Source organism: Flavobacterium wongokense (genome assembly GCF_021608265.1).
Classification (GTDB): domain Bacteria; phylum Bacteroidota; class Bacteroidia; order Flavobacteriales; family Flavobacteriaceae; genus Flavobacterium; species Flavobacterium wongokense.
The window spans coordinates 423,669-443,612 of sequence record NZ_JAKIHP010000001.1 but is presented as its reverse complement, the minus strand read 5'-3'; the positions used below and the strand labels follow the sequence as shown (position 1 = coordinate 443,612).

At 37.6% G+C, this 19,944-nt stretch carries 19 protein-coding genes; 5 read left to right on the top strand and 14 right to left on the bottom strand.

The window, feature by feature from the left end; translation table 11 throughout:
- The first annotated feature begins 51 nt into the window (after window positions 1-51).
- On the top strand, window positions 52-519 hold the full coding sequence (locus L1S31_RS01795) for a thioredoxin family protein (protein ID WP_236461287.1): 468 nt from the start codon (window positions 52-54) through the stop codon (window positions 517-519).
- A gap of 10 nt (window positions 520-529) precedes the next feature.
- Here the strand turns inward: L1S31_RS01795 and L1S31_RS01790 are convergent, their stop codons facing one another.
- From L1S31_RS01790 to surE, 4 genes are all read right to left on the bottom strand, one after another.
- Window positions 530-2,449, bottom strand: a complete 1,920-nt coding sequence (locus tag L1S31_RS01790) for a ComEC/Rec2 family competence protein (RefSeq protein WP_236461284.1) — start codon at window positions 2,447-2,449, stop codon at window positions 530-532.
- A gap of 144 nt (window positions 2,450-2,593) precedes the next feature.
- Entirely contained in the window at window positions 2,594-3,247 is a 654-nt protein-coding gene (locus L1S31_RS01785) for a C40 family peptidase (RefSeq protein ID WP_236461283.1), read from the bottom strand.
- A 35-nt stretch (window positions 3,248-3,282) separates the two neighbouring features.
- Window positions 3,283-4,395 (bottom strand): lipid-A-disaccharide synthase, encoded by a 1,113-nt coding sequence (gene lpxB / locus L1S31_RS01780; protein WP_236461281.1) that lies wholly within the window; start codon window positions 4,393-4,395, stop codon window positions 3,283-3,285.
- A gap of 2 nt (window positions 4,396-4,397) precedes the next feature.
- Complete coding sequence (gene surE / locus L1S31_RS01775; protein WP_236461278.1) at window positions 4,398-5,168, bottom strand: 5'/3'-nucleotidase SurE; 771 nt, start codon at window positions 5,166-5,168, stop codon at window positions 4,398-4,400.
- Between the two features lie 205 nt (window positions 5,169-5,373).
- On the opposite strand from surE, the gene L1S31_RS01770 reads away from it, so the two are divergent.
- Window positions 5,374-7,644 carry a carboxy terminal-processing peptidase gene (locus L1S31_RS01770; protein WP_236461276.1) on the top strand — a complete coding sequence of 757 codons (2,271 nt, stop codon included), beginning with the start codon at window positions 5,374-5,376 and terminating at the stop codon, window positions 7,642-7,644.
- 53 nt (window positions 7,645-7,697) lie between these two features.
- Here the strand turns inward: L1S31_RS01770 and L1S31_RS01765 are convergent, their stop codons facing one another.
- The 8 genes from L1S31_RS01765 to purH form a co-directional block, all read right to left on the bottom strand.
- A complete protein-coding gene (locus tag L1S31_RS01765; RefSeq protein ID WP_236461274.1) occupies window positions 7,698-7,886 on the bottom strand; it encodes a hypothetical protein in 189 nt (62 codons plus the stop codon).
- A 69-nt stretch (window positions 7,887-7,955) separates the two neighbouring features.
- Entirely contained in the window at window positions 7,956-8,249 is a 294-nt protein-coding gene (locus tag L1S31_RS01760) for a hypothetical protein (RefSeq protein WP_236461272.1), read from the bottom strand.
- A gap of 70 nt (window positions 8,250-8,319) precedes the next feature.
- Window positions 8,320-9,579 carry a rod shape-determining protein RodA gene (gene rodA, locus L1S31_RS01755; RefSeq protein ID WP_236461270.1) on the bottom strand — a complete coding sequence of 420 codons (1,260 nt, stop codon included), beginning with the start codon at window positions 9,577-9,579 and terminating at the stop codon, window positions 8,320-8,322.
- A gap of 12 nt (window positions 9,580-9,591) precedes the next feature.
- The gene (gene mrdA / locus L1S31_RS01750; RefSeq protein WP_236461269.1) at window positions 9,592-11,544 is read right to left on the bottom strand and encodes a penicillin-binding protein 2; all 1,953 of its coding nucleotides are present in this window, start codon (window positions 11,542-11,544) and stop codon (window positions 9,592-9,594) included.
- The gene (locus L1S31_RS01745) at window positions 11,541-12,047 is read right to left on the bottom strand and encodes a rod shape-determining protein MreD (protein ID WP_236461266.1); all 507 of its coding nucleotides are present in this window, start codon (window positions 12,045-12,047) and stop codon (window positions 11,541-11,543) included. The genes mrdA and L1S31_RS01745 overlap by 4 nt, the downstream gene beginning before the upstream one ends.
- On the bottom strand, window positions 12,040-12,867 hold the full coding sequence (gene mreC, locus L1S31_RS01740; protein ID WP_236461265.1) for a rod shape-determining protein MreC: 828 nt from the start codon (window positions 12,865-12,867) through the stop codon (window positions 12,040-12,042). The genes L1S31_RS01745 and mreC overlap by 8 nt, the downstream gene beginning before the upstream one ends.
- A 73-nt stretch (window positions 12,868-12,940) precedes the next feature.
- Window positions 12,941-13,969, bottom strand: a complete 1,029-nt coding sequence (locus tag L1S31_RS01735) for a rod shape-determining protein (RefSeq protein WP_121312631.1) — start codon at window positions 13,967-13,969, stop codon at window positions 12,941-12,943.
- Between the two features lie 53 nt (window positions 13,970-14,022).
- Window positions 14,023-15,549 carry a bifunctional phosphoribosylaminoimidazolecarboxamide formyltransferase/IMP cyclohydrolase gene (gene purH / locus L1S31_RS01730; RefSeq protein ID WP_236461263.1) on the bottom strand — a complete coding sequence of 509 codons (1,527 nt, stop codon included), beginning with the start codon at window positions 15,547-15,549 and terminating at the stop codon, window positions 14,023-14,025.
- Between the two features lie 165 nt (window positions 15,550-15,714).
- Between purH and L1S31_RS01725 the strand changes: the two genes are divergently transcribed.
- On the top strand, window positions 15,715-16,968 hold the full coding sequence (locus tag L1S31_RS01725) for an ABC transporter permease (RefSeq protein ID WP_236461261.1): 1,254 nt from the start codon (window positions 15,715-15,717) through the stop codon (window positions 16,966-16,968).
- A gap of 58 nt (window positions 16,969-17,026) precedes the next feature.
- Here L1S31_RS01725 and L1S31_RS01720 read toward each other — a convergent pair whose 3' ends face one another.
- On the bottom strand, window positions 17,027-17,656 hold the full coding sequence (locus L1S31_RS01720) for a response regulator transcription factor (protein ID WP_236461259.1): 630 nt from the start codon (window positions 17,654-17,656) through the stop codon (window positions 17,027-17,029).
- 78 nt (window positions 17,657-17,734) lie between these two features.
- Window positions 17,735-18,547: an NAD(+) synthase gene (gene nadE, locus L1S31_RS01715; RefSeq protein ID WP_236461257.1), complete on the bottom strand. Its 813-nt coding sequence runs from the start codon at window positions 18,545-18,547 to the stop codon at window positions 17,735-17,737.
- Window positions 18,548-18,633: 86 nt separating this feature from the next.
- Between nadE and gldB the strand changes: the two genes are divergently transcribed.
- Together gldB and gldC are read left to right on the top strand one after the other, a co-directional pair.
- Window positions 18,634-19,602, top strand: coding sequence for a gliding motility lipoprotein GldB (gene gldB, locus L1S31_RS01710; protein WP_236461255.1), 969 nt, complete (start codon window positions 18,634-18,636; stop codon window positions 19,600-19,602).
- Window positions 19,595-19,930, top strand: a complete 336-nt coding sequence (gldC, locus tag L1S31_RS01705) for a gliding motility protein GldC (protein ID WP_236461253.1) — start codon at window positions 19,595-19,597, stop codon at window positions 19,928-19,930. Before gldB ends, gldC begins: the two co-directional genes overlap by 8 nt.
- Window positions 19,931-19,944 lie beyond the last annotated feature (14 nt).

Here is a 19,944-nt window from a genome sequence, read left to right as displayed (position 1 = left end):
TTGGCATTTATTTGGCATTCTTTTTGTTATATTTGGAAAAAATTTACAACAATGAAAAAAATAGCAATTACCTTATTTTTAGTTTTGGGTTCGTTGACAATACAGGCTCAGGAACTAACTTGGCAAACAGATATGAACAAAGCAATGGCGATTTCTAAAAAATCCAAAAAACCATTGTTTTTATTTTTCACAGGAAGTGATTGGTGCGGTTGGTGCATGCGTTTGCAAAAAGAAGTTTTCAAAACTCCTGAATTTGAAAAGTGGGCAAAAAAGAATGTAATCCTTGTTGAATTGGATTACCCAAGACAAACACCACAACAACCAGAAATCCAAAGACAAAACCAGGAATTGCAACAGACCTTCATGATACAAGGATATCCAACAGTTTGGTTTGTAAAAGCAAGCAAGAAAGATGGAAAAATCAACCTCGAAAAACTTGGAAAAACCGGTTATGTTGCTGGTGGGCCAAATGCCTGGATTGCTGAAGCTGACAAAATCCTCGCTCCAAAAAAATCATAATTCCACGGAATTAAATCTTATAGAATCCCTTTTCATTAGTATTGTGAAAAGGGATTTTTTGTTTCCTGCAGCTTGCTTCCCAAAGCCGGATATAACTTTTGTAATTTGATGCATCAACAATTACTTTCTTTGGCTTAAAGGTTTTCAAAAGCCGGTCAATATTCAACTTGGGCGATGCAGTGATAACTAAAACATCGGGATTGATTCCGTTGGTATAAACGCAGGAGCTGTCAATAATCAGCACTTTTTGATTCTTGAAATACAACAGGTTTTGCAATTTCTTTTTATTCCGAATCTGGCAAAAATTTCCAACCAAATACGATTGAATCAGTAAATTGTTATCGATGCCTTTGAGGATGCTGTCATTGCTATAAATCGTGACATCCTTTCCAATTCTTTCGGTAATTATTGTGTTTTTCCTGCAATTAAAAATGATCAATTCTTCTTTATTTGATGTATCACTCTTTTGGAAAATGAAAATGCCCTGGAGTGTCACAATACCTAGAAAAGCTATTGCCAGTCGGTTAAATTTGGGTTTCTTAATCCACAGTATGATAAGTATGACTGCCAAATAAGATGCTAACAGCATTTCTTTTGAAAACGAAATGTTCCTGAAAACAAAATTATCCATTGAGGCAACCCAATGAATGATGTTATTGAGCAGACGAATCAGGAATTCAATTGTTTTTGCTATAAGATAAGGCACTGCGCCAAAGCAGGCAATCAGGATTGCAAGTACACCCACAGCCATAATGATTCCGAGTAAAGGTAAAATCAGCAAATTGGTTACAAAAAATAATCCGGGAAACTGATGGAAATAATAAATGCTCAATGGCATCGCTCCAATTTGAGCTGCAAAAGAAACGGTGATTATGTCCCAGAAATATTTGATGATTTTATTTTCTGGCTCCCAGATTTTAGCCAGAATCGGCTGCAGCCAAAGAATGAAAAATAAAGCGAGATAACTCAATTGGAATCCAACGTCAAATAAAAATGAAGGTTTGAACAATAAAATCAACAACATCGATACCAATAAAGTATGATAGATATTGACCGTTCTTCTCAAATGGGTTCCAATGGCGAGAAAAGAAAACATCACCGCTGACCTCACAATTGATGGCGATAAACCTGTCAAAATTGCAAAAGCCCAAAGCGATAAAAGTATTAGGACCAATTTGAATAAGGAACCTCTTCTGGAATTGCCAATCGGTTTTAGTAAAAAGGTAATAAACAATAAAATGAAACCTACATGCAAACCCGAAACCGATAATACATGAACAGCTCCTGCGTATTGATAATCTTTTAAAATCTCGGGAGAGATGTCCTGCTGCTGGCCAAGAATCAAAGCATTCAGGACATTCAATTCTTCTTTGGTTATTTTGGACCTGCTCAAATTTTTAATGATGTTTTCCCTGAAATTTGAAAAACCTGACCACAATCCCGATTCATATTTTACGATGCGAATGTGCCTTGCATAAACCTGTGCATAGATTTCCTGATTTTCAAGATACTTGCCGTAATCAAAAAGGTCTGGATTGAGCGGAGGTTTGTTTTTAAAAATGATTCCGTTAACCTGTATCCGATTTCCAATTTTTGGAAGAATGGAGCTGTCTTTTTTGGCAAGATTCAGGATAACTTTCCCGCAACTGGTTTGAGCATCAAGTCCTTTTACAATCCCAACATAACGGATGTTTTTTGAAGTGTTTTTTAATTTTTCTGTAATCAGTAAATCGAGAAAACGCGGTTTTTCATAATCATTGATTTGATTGGTGTAATGCTTTGGGTTGGAATTTTCCTTGTGAACCATTGCTGTTGAAACTCCGACTAAAATAGAAGTGGAAATCACAAAATGCCCAAAGAGTAGTTTGGGAAAAGTATGTTTTCTACCATAAAAATAAGTAATCAAAAGTCCGGTGATGCTTAGTGCCAAACTGCAAAAAATAAAAAGGCAATCAGGATGTATCATCCGAAACAAAAGCAGTCCGAATACAAATCCGATAAAAATCCGCGCTAAGGGGAAGAATAAAATTTTCACATAATCTTAATTACGCAAAAATTCATTTAATGTGGGGTATTATTGTATGATTCTATTAATCTGCTTGAATGTCCGGTCGTAATAGGATTCCTTTAAAGAGGAAATGATAACGCCGCTTTGTGTAGAAGAATGGATGAATTTTACATCATCACCTTTTACTTCTACAATCATTCCAACATGATTAATACGGTGTTGGCCTCTATTGATAAAGAAGATTAAATCTCCTTTTTTTGCATTATCCAAATTAACTGGAGTTCCAACTTCTGCCATTTGATAAGAGGAACGGGGAAGCGTAATATCAAATTTCTTAAACGTTGAATACATCAAACCCGAACAATCAAAACCATCTTTAGTGGTTCCGCCACCGCGATAACCTACACCTAAATTGTCTGAAGCGGTATTGATCAGCTGGTCAACCAAATAATTTGAGTCGCTATCTTCGATGATAATATCAGAAGCATTTTGGTCATTCAATCCGACAATTTTTTTAGGGTTTTGGAAAGCCACAACCTGTTTGTTAGCGTATTGTTTTGGGCTTTTTTTGTTTTTAATCGTATTGTTTTTTACCAATATAGGCTGCGAGTAAATGCCCTTTCTCAAAGCCTCATCCTTGGAAGTTATAATAGCCGACGATGTTGGCTTACAGGCTGTAAACAACAATAAGAGTGCTATGGTAAATAAGTACTGTTTCAAGAAATTTGGTTTGGGCAAAGATAAAAAATTAAATTTTACCTCAAATCATTTAGGATTAATTTAGCAGTTTTTTCACTGGCGCCAATGCCTCCCAGCTTTAATTCCAGGGCTTCGTACTTTTCCAATAAATTCTTTCTGTAGTTATCGTCCAAGAGTTTTGTAAGTTCCTTTTTGAGATTTTTAGGATTGAATTTGTCCTGGATAAGCTCAGTAACCACTTCTTCATCCATGATTAGGTTTACCAATGAAATGTATTTAAGCGTAATGATCCTTTTTGCAATTTGATAAGAAGCCCAGCTTCCTTTGTAGCAAACTACTTCCGGCACTTTGAATAGTGCTGTTTCCAAAGTAGCAGTTCCCGAGGTAACCAAGGCAGCTGTAGCAATGCTCAATAAATCGTAGGTTTTGTTCGAGACAAATTTTACATTTTTGGTGTTCAGGAATTGTTCGTAAAAATGGTATTCCTGGCTTGGAGCACCAGCAATTACAAACTGATAATCCGGAAAATCGGATACAATGCTCAACATCACGCTCAGCATTTTTGAAATTTCCTGTTTCCTGCTTCCGGGAAGAATGGCAATGATTGGCCTTTGGTCAAGATTATTTTCCTTTCGGAATGCAGTTTCGCCTGTTTTTGGACGGTTATGAATCGCATCAATTAGCGGATGCCCAACAAATTCAACAGGGAAATTATGTTTTACTTCAAAGAAATCTTTTTCAAAAGGCAGTATTACAAACAGTTTGTCAAAATCACTTTTGACGGCTTTAATCCTGTTTTCCTTCCAGGCCCAAATTTGAGGCGCAATATAATAGTGGGTTTTGATGCCTTTCTGCTTTGCCCATTTGGCAATACGCATGTTAAAGCCAGGATAATCAATGAAAATAATTACATCAGGATTGAATTTTTCAATGTCAGCTTTGCAAAATTTGATGTTGTTCAAAATGGTTTTCAGGTTCATTGCTACTTCGGCAAATCCCATGAAAGCCAATTCCCGATAGTGTTTTACTAAAGTTCCGCCAACATTCTGCATCAAATCGCCACCCCAAAACCGAATATCAGCTGCAGGATCTTCTTTGTATAGAGCCTTCATTAAATTGGAACCGTGTAAATCGCCCGAAGCTTCGCCTGCTATAATGTAATACCTCATAACTATAAATTCCAAGTATTGAGTTGCTGAATTGCATGATGTGCCGTCAAGTCAAATTGCACAGGAACAATGGAAATATAACCCTGTGAAAGTGCCCATTCATCGGTGTCTTCACCTTTGTCCTGATTTACAAATTCACCCGTCAGCCAATAATAATCCCTTCCATAAGGTGTCTGCCTTTTGTCAAATTTTTCCATCCAGATGGCTTTCGCCTGACGGCAAATCTTAATTCCTTTGATTTCCTTGGCTTTTAATTTTGGGAAATTGACATTGAGGATGGTGCCTTCAGGTAATTTTTTGGTCAGAACTTCCAAGGCTATTTTTTTGATGAAGGGCTTAATTGTTTCAAAATCGGCATTCCAGGAATAATCCAAAAGGGAGAATCCAATTGCCGGGATGTTTTCAATTCCGGCTTCCACAGCAGCACTCATCGTCCCGGAATAAATCACATTGATGGAAGAATTCGAACCGTGGTTCACGCCCGACACACACAAGTCGGGTTTCTTTTTCAAAATCTCATTTACTGCCAGTTTTACACAATCAACAGGAGTTCCTGAGCAACTATATTCAGTAATTACTGCATTTTCACTTGAAACCTTATTTAGGTACAAAGTATTATTGATGGTAATGGCGTGGCCCATCGCACTTTGCGGACTGTCAGGTGCAACCACGATAACATCGCCAATTTCGGACATTACATCAATTAAGGCACGGATTCCCGGAGCATTGATTCCGTCATCATTGGTTACTAAAATGGTTGGCTTTACTGTCATATTTTTGAAATTGTGTAACTAGCACAGTATTTGTACGTCTAATGCTTTGCAAAATTAAACTATTTTTAAGATTTAATATGGCATCGTTTTTATAACTTTGACCTTTATGTCTTGTGAAATCAATGATAATAACGATTTTTAACAAAACTTTATCTGATTGAGAAATCCTAGACTTAGTTTTTTGTTTACTTTAGATTAAATTTTAATGAATAAATTAATTCAATATATGAAAAGGAATTATAAAATCCTGCTAATTGTAATAGGATTAGCAGTTGGGTTATGGAGTTTCATGCCGAAAGAAAAATCATCTGACCCTGAAAAAGACAAAATGTTGATTGAATTATTGACATTTGTTATCGAAAAAGGGCACTACAATCCGGCCAAAATTGACGATACATTTTCAAAAGGTGTTTACAAGGATTACCTGAACGCATTAGATCCTTCTAAGCGTTTCTTCCTGCAGTCAGACATTGATGAATTCGCCAAGTATGAAAACCAGATTGATGACCAGATTATCAATAAGGATTTGACTTTCTTCGATCTGACTTATACCAGATTGATGAAAAGGATGGATGAATCCAAAGAGTATTACAAAATCGCTTTGGACAAACCATTTGATTACAAGAAAATGGAATCCATAAACACCGATTACGAAAAGCTTCCTTATGCAAAAAATGTTCAGGAACTCAAGGAAAGATGGCGTTTGCAGGTGAAACTTTCTACGTTGTCTTCTCTGGTTGAAAAACAAAAATTGGAAGAGGATTTGGTTAAAGACAAAAACAAATCCTTAGACGAAAAACTAAAGGATTACAGAACCAGCCAAGGTGAAAACCTTACTCCGGAAGGTGAAAAGAAATTTATTGCAGACGTAGAGAAAAAGAAAAACCAAGCTCCAAAAACCTATGATCAACTAGAAAAAGAGACCAGGGAAAGTACGCTAACTTCCTTGAACGACAACTTTAGTTTTATCAAAGATTTGGATAGGGAAGATTGGTTCTCCATTTATGTAAATGCAATTGCTTCACGTTTTGATCCACACACTTCTTATTTTGGCCCAAGCGAAAAAGAGAAATTTGACGTGAGCATGAGTGGAAAATTGGAGGGAATCGGTGCCCGTTTACAAAAGAAAAATGATTTTACTGAAATCACTGAATTAATTTCAGGTGGACCGGCATGGAGAGGTAAACAACTGGAAGCCGGAGATGTTGTCCTTAAGGTGGCACAGGCTGATGCTGAACCGGTTGATGTTGTTGGCATGCGATTGGATGATGTGGTTAAAAAGATTAAAGGCCCAAAAGGAACCGAAGTTCGTCTGACAGTAAAAAAACAAGACGGAACCATCAAGGTAATTACCATCATCCGTGATGAAGTAGAAATTGAAGAAACATATGTAAAATCAAGCGTTGTTGAGAAAGATGGTTACAAATACGGAATCATCTATCTGCCAAAATTCTATATCGATTTTGAAGACCAAAACAGCCGTGATGCCGGAAAAGATGTTGCTTTAGAAGTAGAGCGTTTGAAAAAGGAAGGCGTACAGGGAATCGTGATGGATGTTCGTGATAATGGTGGAGGTTCTTTGAAAACAGTTGTTGATATTGCCGGATTGTTTATCAATCAAGGACCAATCGTTCAGATTAAATCTGCTGCAGGTAAAAAAGAAGTTTTGTACGACAGAGATGCTAAAGTACAATGGGACGGGCCATTAGTAGTTATGATTAATGAGTTTTCCGCTTCTGCATCTGAGATTTTGGCAGCTGCAATCCAGGATTACAAACGTGGCGTTATCATCGGAAGCAAACAATCTTACGGAAAAGGAACGGTTCAGAATGTAATTGATTTGAATCAGTTTGTTCGCGGAAGTACTTACGGCGATTTAGGAGCATTGAAAACTACTACCCAGAAATTCTACAGAATCAATGGTGGTTCAACCCAATTGGAGGGAGTAAAGAGTGACATCGCAATCCCAGACCGATATTCTTATTTGAAAATGGGAGAGAAGGACATTGACAATGCAATGCCTTGGGATAAAATTGACGCTGCAGATTACAAGATTTGGGATAAGCAAAACAACTTTGATTTGGCAATCCAAAAAAGCAGGGAAAGAATGAGCAACAATGCGCAAATGAACCTGATTGATGATAATGCGAAATGGCTTGATGAGCGAAATAAAGAAAATGTTTATAGCTTAAACATAGATAAATTCAAGGCTGAGCAAAAAGCATTGGATGAGAAAAACAAAAAGTACAAACCAATTGTTGACTATAAAAATGCCTTTGAGTTCAAATCACTTCCTTATGAAGTTGAAGAGACCAACAAGGATTCGGTATTGAAAGAGAAACGCGACAGATGGCACGAAAGTTTGTCAAAAGACATTTATATTGAAGAAGCGATTCACATTCTAAATGATTTGCAATCTGAGAATAATAAAGGTTTGACAACAAAATTGAAAAAAGATAAATTGGTAAAATCATAATCTGATTTTGTTATAGAAAAGAAAAGCCACCGAGTAAATTGGTGGCTTTTTTGTTAGCTTCTTAGCTTGTTGAGTTTCTTTTCGGCTTTGTCAATCTCTTCGTGAAGTTCCCTAATCTCTATCTGCTGCTTGCTGATTCTGATGTGTTCCTTTTCGATTTCGATTTCGGTCAGCTTTCCTTTTCGTTTGTTTTTGTCTAATTTGGACAACATTTTTGCCAGCTTTGCAGTTTCTTTTATCATTTTTTCCTTTGCCTTGATTACTTCTTTTTCAGCATCCGCAATCCGTTCCTGTTCCCTTTCAAATTTACGTTACTCCTTTTCCAGTTTTCTTTGATCCTTCTCAACTGCTTTGGCAGCAGCTTCCGCTTCGGCTTTAATTCTTTCGGCCTCTTTTTGATTTTGCAGGGTTGTTTTTTGAATTGCCAGGATTTGTTCTGGTGTAAGCCTTGAAGTTTCTTCTGTGGCAGCAGAATCATCTACTGCTTCAACAGCTACAGTTTTTAGTGCAATCGTATCAACAGCTTTTGTTGTATTGATTTCTTCTTGTGCTATGGCCGGAACAATTTGCGCCAGGAATAGTAATGCGATGAATCTTAGTTTCATAATCGTTCTATTTTAAGTAGAATAAAAGTAGGCAGAAACTATTATTTAAAAAAACCAATTGAAGTTTAAATTACCATTCGTTTACTTTATTGGCGTCCATTTTTAGGAAAATGAACAGCAATATTGTAAAGCCCCACAAACCGGAACCTCCATATGAAAAGAAAGGGAGCGGAACTCCGATGGTTGGAAAAATCCCTGCAACCATTGCGATATTTACAAAGAAATGTATGAATAGAATTCCGGCGACGCAATAACCATAGACCCGGCTAAACTTAGTCTTCTGTCGTTCTGAGAGGTAAATGATCCGCATAATCAGGCAGACAAAAAGCGCAATTACAAAAATAGAACCCAGGAAACCCCATTCTTCACCAACAGTCGTAAAGATATAATCGGTGTGCTGTTCGGGTACGAAACCACCTTTGGTTTGTGTTCCTTCAAGATAGCCTTTCCCAAACCAACCTCCGGAACCAATTGCAATTTCGGATTGGTTAGTATTGTATCCGATGCCTTTCATATCAACTTCCTTTCCAAGCAGGATGTTGAAACGGTCACGGTGATGCTGTTTAAAAACATTGGTAAAGACATAATCTACCGAAAAGGCAAAACCACCAATCATTATAAATATGATGGCACTTAGGATCCAGTTCCTGTTGATAATTCGGCTTCTGTAATAAATAAAAACAATTACCAAACCGGCAATTCCGGTTAATATCAAAGGTTTTATCATTAAGGACAAAACAAACAGGACAATGGCGATGAATCCGGTCCAGACATACCAGGATGGCAAACCTTCACGATATAATATTAAAATGAAAACGCTGTAAATTAAGGCACTTCCTGGATCGTGAGGCACAATCAATAAAATCGGTAAAAATAAGATTCCCAATGCCTGGATCTGCCGGTTCATGTCCTTCAGGTTGACCTGGACATCACTTAAATATTTGGCTAAAGCCAAAGCCGTAGCGGCTTTTACAAACTCAGATGGCTGCAATCCAAAAGAACCGAAGGAATACCAGTTGGCCTGTCCTTTGATGGTTTTACCAAAGACAAATAAACCAGCCAGCGAGAGCAATCCGATAACATAAATTACACTGGAAAACTTTTCATAAAACTTTCCATCCACTGAAAGAACCACAAATATCAATGGAATCGAAAGGATGATAAACATAAACTGCTTACCATAAATCTGGCTAAAATCAAAAATCGAAGTCTCTTCTGCAATGGAAGATAATGAAGAGGAATAAATATTCAGCCAGCCCATTATTACTAATAGAATGTAGATGGTGATGCTTATCCAGTCCAGATTATTTGTTACACTCTGATTTTTCATTTTCCTTAGGAATTAATTTCCTGTATCTTTTTGTTTAATTTGTGGCTTTTCTGATTTGATTTCAGGCTTTACTGCCAAAGGTTTTATTCCCGAATCAATTTTAGATTTGATTAAGGTATCTATTATTGGCTTAGCTAAATATTTATTGTATTCCGCCTCAAGGCTTCCTTCCAGCATTCGTTTTTCCAAATCGGTTCTGGTAATTTTCTTTTTGATATATTTTTCAATCATCAAACTCGTAATAGGACCAGCCCAACGTGCTCCCCAATATCCGTTTTCAACAAAGACCGCAATTGCAATTTTTGGATTATCCTTAGGCGCAAATGCTACGAAGATAGAGTGATCCTGAAGTTTCACACGTTTTCCGTTAATCTTTGCAAAGTTCTCAGCGGTTCCGGTTTTACCACAAATGTCAATTCCTTCAACATTCAGTCCGTGAGCGGTACCAAAATTATAAACGTCAAATAATCCGGAAATCATTGGCTCAAAATACTTCTTATCAATCGTCGTAACATGCTTGGTTGTAAATCTCTTGTCAATAGGCGTACCCTTGATTTTCTTGATGATGTGAGGCGTGTAGTAATATCCGCGATTCGCAACTGTTGCAATCATATTGGCTAACTGGATTGGCGTCATCAAAACTTCCCCTTGACCAATGGCATTCGAAACAATCGTCCTGCTCGACCAACCCCAACCCGGATACATTTTCTTATAGGTTTTAGAAGTTGGTATCTTTCCTTTACGCCCTGTTGGTAAATCATAGCCCATGAATTGCCCAAGGCCAAAACTTTTCAGGTGATTGCTCCATACATCAACACCTTTTGGCGGATTGTTGTATTTGTCAATAGTCCTCATGTAAGAAGTAGAGAAAAAAGTATTACATGATTCGTAAATCCCACGATGAAGCTGCATGGCACCTCCATGGCAGTGGCATTTCATAAAACGGCCTGGAGCGTAGCTGAATCCGTGATGGCAGTTAACCGAAAAATTTTCGTCTATAGCACCTTCCTGTAAAGCCACTAAACCGGTTAAGATTTTAAAAGGGGAACCCGGAGTGTATTCTGCCAGCAATCCTCTGTCGTACAATGGTTTCGCTATGGAATCGTGGTACAGCATCGTATAATTTTTAGAACGCTGCCTTCCCACAAGGATAGCCGGGTCGAAAGACGGAGCCGTTACCAAAGCCAGGATTTCACCTGTTTTGGGTTCGATGGCTACGATTCCACCACGTTTATTGATCATCAATTGCTCTCCATATTTCTGAAGTTCAGCGTCAATCGATAGGTTGATGTCTTTCCCCTGAACGGCGATTGTATCAAATTTCCCTTCTTTATAAGAAGCAATATCCCTGTTGTATTTATCTTTTTGGATGTATTTTACTCCTTTTACTCCGCGTAAAAATTCTTCGTAACTCTCTTCAACTCCTTGCTTTCCAATTAAATCGCCACTTTTATAATACGGATTTTTTTCGATGATTTTATCATTTACCTGAGTGATAAAACCAAATACATTGGCACCAAAAGTCACCTGATAATCACGCAGCGCACGCTTCTGGATATAGAATCCGTTAAATTTTCGCTCTATTTCCTGAAAAGCTGCATATTCTTTTTTGTTGAGCTGCGATAAGAACACCGAAGGAAGCCTTGGGCTGTATACTTTTGCTTTTGCAATTTTTTTAAGGAAGTCTTCTTTGGTGATTTTTAGCAACGAACAAAACTCGGTAGTGTCCAAATCCTTTACATCTTTCGGGATGACCATAATATCATACGAAGGCTGATTGGCTACCAAAAGCTGGCCATTCCTATCATAAATGTAACCGCGTTCAGGATAATCGTAGCTTATTTTGATGGCATTGTTATCTGATTTCAGTTTTAGGGAATCATCAATTACCTGAAGGTAAAAAAGCCGCAATACAAGTAAAATTGTACAAACGAAAATGATTGTAGGCAGCAAAACTTTTCTCATCGCTTACTTGGCTTAATAATGTAGATGATGATAATGCAGGTGATGATTGTGAAAATAGTGCTTAAAATGGTACGAACCAAAATATCCCAAAGGAAACTTATTTTGAAAACCTCAAGAACAAACAGCACAAAGTGATGCAATACAACAGCAATCAAGATGAACGAAAACCGTTCAGGAGTCAATACGTCGTTGAGTTTAACAGTTTGGTATTCATAACTTAAACCAAATGAAAATTTGAAGATGGCCGGTCGATAATAGGCAAGGATCAAACAGGCAGCAGCATGAACGCCGCCAGAATTCCAGAACATGTCCATCAATAAGCCCAGGAAAAAACTAGCGGCCAATAAACCACTTTTATTTCCGTTGACTGGATAAAGAATGATGAAAAGCACATAAGGAAACGGATTGATGAATCCGAAAAGATCAATTCGGTTAAAGATCAAAACCTGCGCAGCAAGCAACAGTATGAACCGGGCAATATTGGATATCAAAGCGCTATTCATCTTTTTTGTTTTGATTTTCTAAATTTTCGATTTCGGCCGCATCCTTATTTTTAATAATGTAAACATGCCCAAGGTTAGTCATGTCATTAAATAATTTGATGTCCAGCGTATAATAATTGGTCTCGTTGTCGATGTAAACCTTGTCAATGGTTCCAATTCCGATATTTTCAGGAAAAACAATCGATTGTCCTCCTGTCACGATGGTGTCGCCTTTTCGAACTCCGGCCAAACGCGGAACGTCAATCAGCTGGACAAAGCCGGTGCTTTTCCCATTCCACACCAAAGAACCAAAGTGATTTGATTTTTTGATTTTGGCGTTGATTTTTGAATTGACATTCAACACGCTGATGATGGTTGCATAATTTTTAGAAGTCTTGTCGACAATTCCAACAATCCCGGCGCTGTTGATTACACCCATGTTTGGTTTTAAACCTGAGGCCGAACCATTGTTGATTGTGATAAAGTTTTCCTGAATGCTGTACGAGTTGTGGATTACCTTCGAGACAATGATATCTGTTTTCTTAACGCCTCGTATGGTATCAATCTGAGGAAGTTTGGTAGTGTCTTTCTGATTGAACAAAATCGATTTCAAACGCGCATTTTCCTGTGCCAGTTCTTCGTTTTGTTTCCTCAGTCCGAAATATTCGTCTATATTGTTTATCTTTTCATAAATCCCACCAGTGAAGAAATTGGCAGAGCTGATGATTTTACTTTTGTGATAGGAATGCGACTGGATTGTGAGCGAAACGGATATTACCAAAAGCAGCAAAAACAGTAAGCGATTACTGTTTTTTAGTATAAAATTAAAAATTTGCTGCATTTTTAAACTGTATAAAGTTTGTTATAAATATCCGTCGAAATAAAGGTAAAAAATAATTAGTGTCGTAGGCTAATTATTTAATTAAAATACTTCTGAATTTAGGAATATTTTTAAGTGCCATTCCGGTTCCACGGACAACAGCTCTTAATGGGTCTTCAGCAATGTAAACCGGTAAGTCTGTTTTTTGGGAAATACGTTTGTCCAAACCTCTTAACATCGAACCTCCACCAGCAAGATAAATACCGGTGTTGTAAATATCGGCAGCTAATTCCGGTGGTGTTTGGGATAAGGTTTCCATAATCGCATCTTCGATACGTTGGATGGATTTGTCTAAGGCTTTTGCGATTTCCCTGTAGGATACTTCAACCTGTTTTGGCTTTCCGGTCAATAAATCTCGACCTTGCACCGACATGTCATCTGGTGGAGTTTCCAAATCATCTGTAGCAGCTCCGATGGTAATCTTGATTTTTTCAGCAGTACTTTCACCCACAAATAAATTGTGCTGGGTTCTCATGTAGTAAACGATATCATTGGTGAAAACGTCACCTGCAATCTTAACAGATTTGTCACAAACAATTCCGCCCAAAGCGATAACAGCGATTTCTGTTGTTCCACCACCGATATCCACAATCATGTTTCCTTTAGGCTGCATGATGTCGATGCCGATACCAATTGCCGCAGCCATTGGTTCGTGGATTAGGTATACTTCTTTTCCGTTTACACGCTCGCAACTTTCCTTTACTGCACGCATTTCCACTTCTGTAATTCCGGAAGGGATGCAAACCACCATTCGAAGTGCCGGTGTAAACATTTTTTTCTTTAAGGCTGGAATGCTTTTGATGAACATCGAAATCATTTTTTCGGATGCATCAAAGTCGGCGATAACCCCGTCTTTCAAAGGACGTATGGTTTTTATGTTTTCATGTGTCTTTCCCTGCATCATGTTGGCTTCCTTACCAACAGCGATAATTTTTCCCGATATTCGGTCACGAGCAACAATTGAAGGGCTATCAATTACGACTTTGTCGTTGTGTATTATCAGAGTGTTTGCGGTACCAAGGTCAATTGCAATGTCCTCGGTCATGAAATCAAAAAATCCCATAGATTATTTTGGGTTTAACGTTTATAAAATTTTATCGCACAAAGGTAAACAAATTAATGTTTAAAATGACGCGTTCCGGTAAATACCATTGCAACATTATTTTCATTACAAAAATTAATGCTGAGCTCATCTTTTATCGAACCACCAGGCTGAATAACAGCCGTAATTCCTGCGTTATGGGCAATTTCTACACAGTCAGGAAAAGGGAAAAAGGCATCGCTCGCCATCACTGCGCCATTCAAATCAAAGCCAAAATTTTGCGCTTTTTCAATAGCTTGTTTCAAGGCATCAACACGAGAAGTCTGACCTGTTCCTGATGCGACTAATGTACTGTTTTTTGCGAATACAATCGTATTTGATTTGGTATTTTTACAAATTTTTGATGCAAATAATAAATCGTCGATTTCCTGTTCGGTTGGAGCTGTATTTGTAACGGCTTTTAAGTCTGATTTTGAGTCGGTTATGTTATTTCTGTCCTGAACCAATAAACCATTCAGGCAAGTCCTTACCTGGCTGTTTGGCAAATCCACATCGTGCTGCACCAAAATAATCCTGTTTTTCTTTTCAGATAAAATGGCGATTGCCTCCTCATCAAAGCCTGGTGCAATTACAACTTCGCAGAAAAGCGGGTTTATTTCCCTGGCGGTAGCCGAATCGATTTTACCGTTTGCAATTAAAACTCCGCCAAAAGCTGAAGTTGGATCACCGGCCAAAGCTGCCATATAAGCCTCTTTCATCGTGCTTCTTGTTGCCAATCCGCAGGCATTGTTGTGTTTTAATATGGCAAAAGTTGGTTCGTTGTTTTTGAATTCCAAAATCAGGTTTACCGCTGCATCAACATCCAATAGATTGTTATAAGACAATTCCTTTCCGTGTAATTTGCTGAACATTTTATCAAATTCCCCAAAGAAAAACCCTTTCTGATGAGGGTTTTCACCATATCTCAAAATCTGTCCTTCCGAAATGCTGGTTTTGAAATACGTCTCATCTTCATTGAAATAATTGAAAATCGCCGTGTCATAATGGGAGGAAACATGGAAGGCTTTAGATGCCAAAAGTTTTCTTTGTTCTAAAGTCGTCGCTCCGTTTTGGGTTGAAATATAATCCAGCAAAAGCGAATATTCATTTACAGAAGCCACGATAACTGTGTCCTTGAAATTTTTTGCAGCAGCGCGAATCAACGAAATTCCACCAATGTCAATTTTTTCAATAATATCCTGTTCGCTGGCACCCGAAGCTACCGTTTTTTCAAAAGGATATAAATCGACAATGACCAAATCAATCTGTGGGATTTCGAAATCCTTCATTTGTGCCACATCGGTTTCATTGTCCTGACGGTTAAGAATTCCGCCAAAAATTTTCGGATGCAGGGTTTTTACCCTTCCACCAAGAATCTCAGGGAAAGAAGTGACTTCTTCAACAGGAACTACCGGAATTCCCAAATTGTTGATGAATTCTTCAGTTCCGCCAGTAGAATAAATTGTAACATTTTGTTCGTGTAGTCTGCGAACTATCGGCTCCAAACCGTCTTTTGAAAAGACCGAAATCAATGCCGATTGGATTGTTTTTGTTGTGCTCATTTTGTAGTTGTGTTTGAGCGAACAAAAGTAGTTTTTTTACAGCCAAAATTCAAGCAAGATTTGTAACAATATTTTATTTTTTCACACCAATAACCGAATGCAGAAAAAAGTAGTGATTTTCATTATTTTTATTGAAATTTACCAAGTCTAATAAAACAACTCTAAATGTTACTCTACTTAAGACTGCTTAAAGAAAGTTTTGCCTTTGCGATGAATGCGCTCCGCAACAATAAACTGCGGACGATGTTATCGCTGCTTGGCGTAACCATTGGTATCTTTTCCATTATAGCAGTTTTGGCAGCAGTAGATTCGCTCGACCGGAAAATCAAGGCGGATTTGAGTACGCTAGACAAAAACACTATTTATTTGACCAGCCAGTCTTTTGGGCCAAGTGATATTCCACGTTGGAAAAGGGAACAATTCCCGAACGTTAAGTACGAAGAATATCAATATTTGAAAACTTCATTGACCGATGTTGAAAATTCCTGTTTTCAATATTTCACCGGAAGCCAAAACATAAAATACGAATCGAAAACCGTTTCCAATGTAAATATGGTTGGCGTGACTTCAGAATTTTTGGATATCCAACGAATGGAATTTGACAAAGGCAGGTTTTTTAATGAACTTGAGTCCAATTCGGGAAGGCAGGTTGTGGTTTTAGGGCATGATATTGCAGAACAGTTGTTTGAAAATGTTGATCCAATTGGCAAAACAATCCGAATGTATGGCCAGCGTTTTACGGTTATTGGTGTAACCAAAAAGAAAGGTTCGGGCATGGATATTGGCGGCGGCGATGATACTTCTGCTTTTTTTCCGGCTAGTTTTCTGAGGAGTTACTACGGGGATAATAATCCAAATGTCTTGCCGGTTGTTGTGATAAAACCTGAAAAAGGGACTGATATGGACGCATTGAAAGGCCAGATTTCGCAGAAATTACGTAATTTCAGAGGTGTGAAGCAGGGCGAAATAGATAACTTTTTCATCAACGTGCTTTCAGGCTTTACTGATATGATTGATGGTGTGATTTCGAATATGAAATTTGGAGGCTGGATTATCAGTTTGTTTTCACTTTTGGTGGGAGGATTCGGAATCGCCAACATTATGTTTGTTTCCGTAAAGGAAAGAACCAATTTAATCGGCATTCAAAAATCATTGGGAGCGAAAAATAAATTCATCCTTTTCCAATTTTTATTCGAAGCAATTATCCTTTGTGTAATTGGCGGAATGATTGGGTTGCTTTTGGTGTGGATTATTGCGCTGATTTTGACCAAGGCACTGGATTTTGAATTTGTCCTTGGCTTAGGCAATATCATCCTAGGAACAAGTTTGGCAGCCATTATCGGATTGATTTCGGGTATATTACCTGCAGTTTCAGCTTCACGTTTAGATCCTGTTGAAGCCATTAGGAGTGGAATGTAATATTCAAATTTTTAAAATTATCCTATAAAAAAATCCCGCTTTCTGCGGGATTCAGTTTTTAAACGATTTCTAGCGTTTTTGCTTTGTTAACAAGATCGACCAGGTTTGTTACGTTCAGCTTGGTCAAAAGACGAAGCTTATAGGTACTTATGGTTTTTTCGTTAAGATTCAAAATTTTAGCTATTTCGTTGTTTTTCTTACCATCGCTCAAAAAGCGCAGTACCTCGATTTCACGATTGGAAAGTTTGCGATACAAACGTTCTGATTTGTTCTGCTTAGCAATTAGAGCCAGGTTTTTCTTGATCTCTTCATTTAGGATAGTCTGGCCTTGGTGAACTTTGACAATTGCTATACCTAAATTTTCCAATTTTGATGTCTTGTGAACATATCCTGCGCAACCTGCCTTTATAGCATTTGGCGCATAGATGTGCTCTGACATGCTACTAAAAATGACAACTTTAGTTTTAGGGAAATTTTTAATGATTGACTTGATTTCATAAATACTTTTTAATCCATCTAATTCCAAATCAATGACTAAGACGTCAATTTCTTTATTTCTTAAGGCATCGGGAACCATAAAAAAATTACCTACGTTTGAAACGACATTTATTTCAGGATGATCCTTGAAATAAGCCTTCATTCCAAAGTGTACAACGGGGAAGTTATCAGCAATGCATAAATTTATCATAATTGTGGTATTTGATAAAAATTAATAAGAATTCTAACTGTAAAGTTAAAAAAATATTATTGAAAAACGCTACAGAAATTAAGATTTTTTCAAATTTATTGGGATTATACATACAGGAATTGGGTTCATTTTATGCTGATTTATCGTATTTAATTTCTTATAAATATTAAAAACATCCTTTTCCCTTCCTGTAAAACTTTCTGCGGTTTTGTTGCTTTCATCTTCAAGCATTGCCCATTCCAGTTCATCATAACTCGCACCAAGCTGATCTTCGTCGGTTCGTGAATCTCCAAACAATCCATCCGTTGGAGCTGCCTTTTGAATAGATTCCGGAATTTGTAAATATTTCCCTAAAGCATAAACATCGCTTTTCATCAGATCGGCAATCGGGCTCAAATCAACACCGCCATCACCATATTTGGTATAAAAACCGACACCAAAATCCTCAACCTTATTCCCGGTTCCGGCTACAAGCAGCCCATGGATTCCGGCAAAATAGTACAAAGTGGTCATTCGTAATCGGGCTCTGGTGTTGGCTAAAGATAAATAAAGCTTCGCTTCGTTCTCAGAATTGGGAACTTCTGTTTTAAATGTTTCAAAAACTGAAGTGAGGTCGGCGATGCTGTTTTTAACATTTGGAAAACGCTTTTTCAATTGTTCAATATGCTCTTTTCCTCTGTTTACCTGCGTTGGATCCTGATGGATTGGCATTTCGATGCATAAGGTTGTTAGCCCGGTTTGGGCACAAAGCGTTGAAGTTACGGCCGAATCAACTCCGCCCGAAATCCCTATTACAAAACCATTTACTTTGGCTTTTTCAGCGTATTCCCTTAGCCAGTTTACAATATGTTGATTTACCCCTTCTACCTGAATTGTGCTTTTTTTAGCCATTTGTTATGAAAGTATTTAGAAACTGAAATGTATATTTGCAAATGTAAAAAATCAAGCGTTTTTGAATTGATTTATTAGATATTATTATGAAAAAATACTTATTTGTTCTTTTTGTTGTGCTGGCTTTTGCTTCATGCGATAAAAAATCAAAAGTTGAAAAAGCAATTGAGGAAACTCCGCCTGTTTCTTTAAAAGTATATCGTTTTGACAAGGCATTTTTTGAAACGCCTCCAAATGAGTTGGCAAACCTGAAGGCTGAATATCCTTTTTTCTTTCCTGAAGGCACTCCTGATAAAGTTTGGACCGACAAAATGCAAAATCCACAATGGCGGGAATTGTATCAGGAAGTGGAAAAAAAGTACGGTGATTTTGGCAAACAAACTTCAGAAATCGAAGATTTGTTCCAACACATCAAATACTTTTTCCCAAATGCAACAATGCCCAAAGTTTATACGGTAATTGCTGAAATGGACTATAACAACAAAGCCATTTATGCCAATGATAAACTCATTATCGCATTGGAATTATACCTTGGAGCCAATCATAAATTTTATGAATTTCCAAAATATTTAGAACAGAATTTCGAAGAACGCCAAATGATGCCCGACATTGTTACGAGTTTTTCACTTCGCAAAATCCCGCCTCCGAAAGACAATACCCTGTTGGATGAAATGTTATATTACGGAAAACAATTGTACCTGAAAGATCAGCTGTTACCAGAATATAATGATGCTGAAAAAATAGGTTATCTCCCGGAACAGCTTAGCTGGTGCCAGGAAAACGAAAGTTACATCTGGCGCTATTTTATTGAAAAAGAGCTTTTGTACAGCACCGATTCCAAACTGCCAAACCGTTTTACCAATTTAGCCCCTTTTTCTAAATTTTATTTAGAAATAGACAATGAGTCTCCAGGAAGGGTAGGACAATGGATTGGCTGGCAGATTGTTCGTTCCTTCATGCAGAATAATGAGGTTTCTTTGCAGGACATGCTTAAAATGGATTCCAAAGAAATATTTGAAAAATCAAAATACAAACCTAAAAAGACAGATGAGTAAAACCATAACTTCCGAAATTACAATTGCAGTAGAATTAGACGAAAACCGCGTGCCCGAAAAACTAATGTGGTCGGCACAAGATGGTGGTGTTGAAAAGGAAGAAGCCAAGGCTATGATGCTTTCCATTTGGGATAGCGCTACCCAGGAAACGCTTCGCATCGATTTGTGGACCAAAGACATGCCTGTTGATGAAATGAAAAAGTTCTTTCACCAAACTTTAGTTGCAATGGCAGATACGTTCCAACGTGCGACACAGGATGAAAAAATGGCCGATACGATGAAAGATTTTTGCGATTATTTTGCTGAAAAATTGGAATTAACGAAATAGTTTCTATTTTTGGG

Excerpts from the sequence above, each read along its gene's own strand:
- lpxB (WP_236461281.1), bottom strand. The coding sequence starts at position 4,395 with ATGAGGTATTACATTATAGCAGGCGAAGCTTCGGGCGATTTACACGGT.
- L1S31_RS01745 (WP_236461266.1), bottom strand. The coding sequence starts at position 12,047 with ATGAATAGCGCTTTGATATCCAATATTGCCCGGTTCATACTGTTGCTT.
- surE (WP_236461278.1), bottom strand. The coding sequence starts at position 5,168 with ATGACAGTAAAGCCAACCATTTTAGTAACCAATGATGACGGAATCAAT.
- gldC (WP_236461253.1), top strand. The coding sequence starts at position 19,595 with ATGAGTAAAACCATAACTTCCGAAATTACAATTGCAGTAGAATTAGAC.
- L1S31_RS01720 (WP_236461259.1), bottom strand. The coding sequence starts at position 17,656 with ATGATAAATTTATGCATTGCTGATAACTTCCCCGTTGTACACTTTGGA.
- L1S31_RS01760 (WP_236461272.1), bottom strand. The coding sequence starts at position 8,249 with ATGAAACTAAGATTCATCGCATTACTATTCCTGGCGCAAATTGTTCCG.
- gldB (WP_236461255.1), top strand. The coding sequence starts at position 18,634 with ATGAAAAAATACTTATTTGTTCTTTTTGTTGTGCTGGCTTTTGCTTCA.
- L1S31_RS01770 (WP_236461276.1), top strand. The coding sequence starts at position 5,374 with ATGAATAAATTAATTCAATATATGAAAAGGAATTATAAAATCCTGCTA.
- L1S31_RS01725 (WP_236461261.1), top strand. The coding sequence starts at position 15,715 with ATGTTACTCTACTTAAGACTGCTTAAAGAAAGTTTTGCCTTTGCGATG.
- nadE (WP_236461257.1), bottom strand. The coding sequence starts at position 18,547 with ATGGCTAAAAAAAGCACAATTCAGGTAGAAGGGGTAAATCAACATATT.
- L1S31_RS01765 (WP_236461274.1), bottom strand. The coding sequence starts at position 7,886 with ATGATAAAAGAAACTGCAAAGCTGGCAAAAATGTTGTCCAAATTAGAC.
- L1S31_RS01735 (WP_121312631.1), bottom strand. The coding sequence starts at position 13,969 with ATGGGATTTTTTGATTTCATGACCGAGGACATTGCAATTGACCTTGGT.
- rodA (WP_236461270.1), bottom strand. The coding sequence starts at position 9,579 with ATGAAAAATCAGAGTGTAACAAATAATCTGGACTGGATAAGCATCACC.
- mrdA (WP_236461269.1), bottom strand. The coding sequence starts at position 11,544 with ATGAGAAAAGTTTTGCTGCCTACAATCATTTTCGTTTGTACAATTTTA.
- L1S31_RS01795 (WP_236461287.1), top strand. The coding sequence starts at position 52 with ATGAAAAAAATAGCAATTACCTTATTTTTAGTTTTGGGTTCGTTGACA.
- purH (WP_236461263.1), bottom strand. The coding sequence starts at position 15,549 with ATGAGCACAACAAAAACAATCCAATCGGCATTGATTTCGGTCTTTTCA.
- mreC (WP_236461265.1), bottom strand. The coding sequence starts at position 12,867 with ATGCAGCAAATTTTTAATTTTATACTAAAAAACAGTAATCGCTTACTG.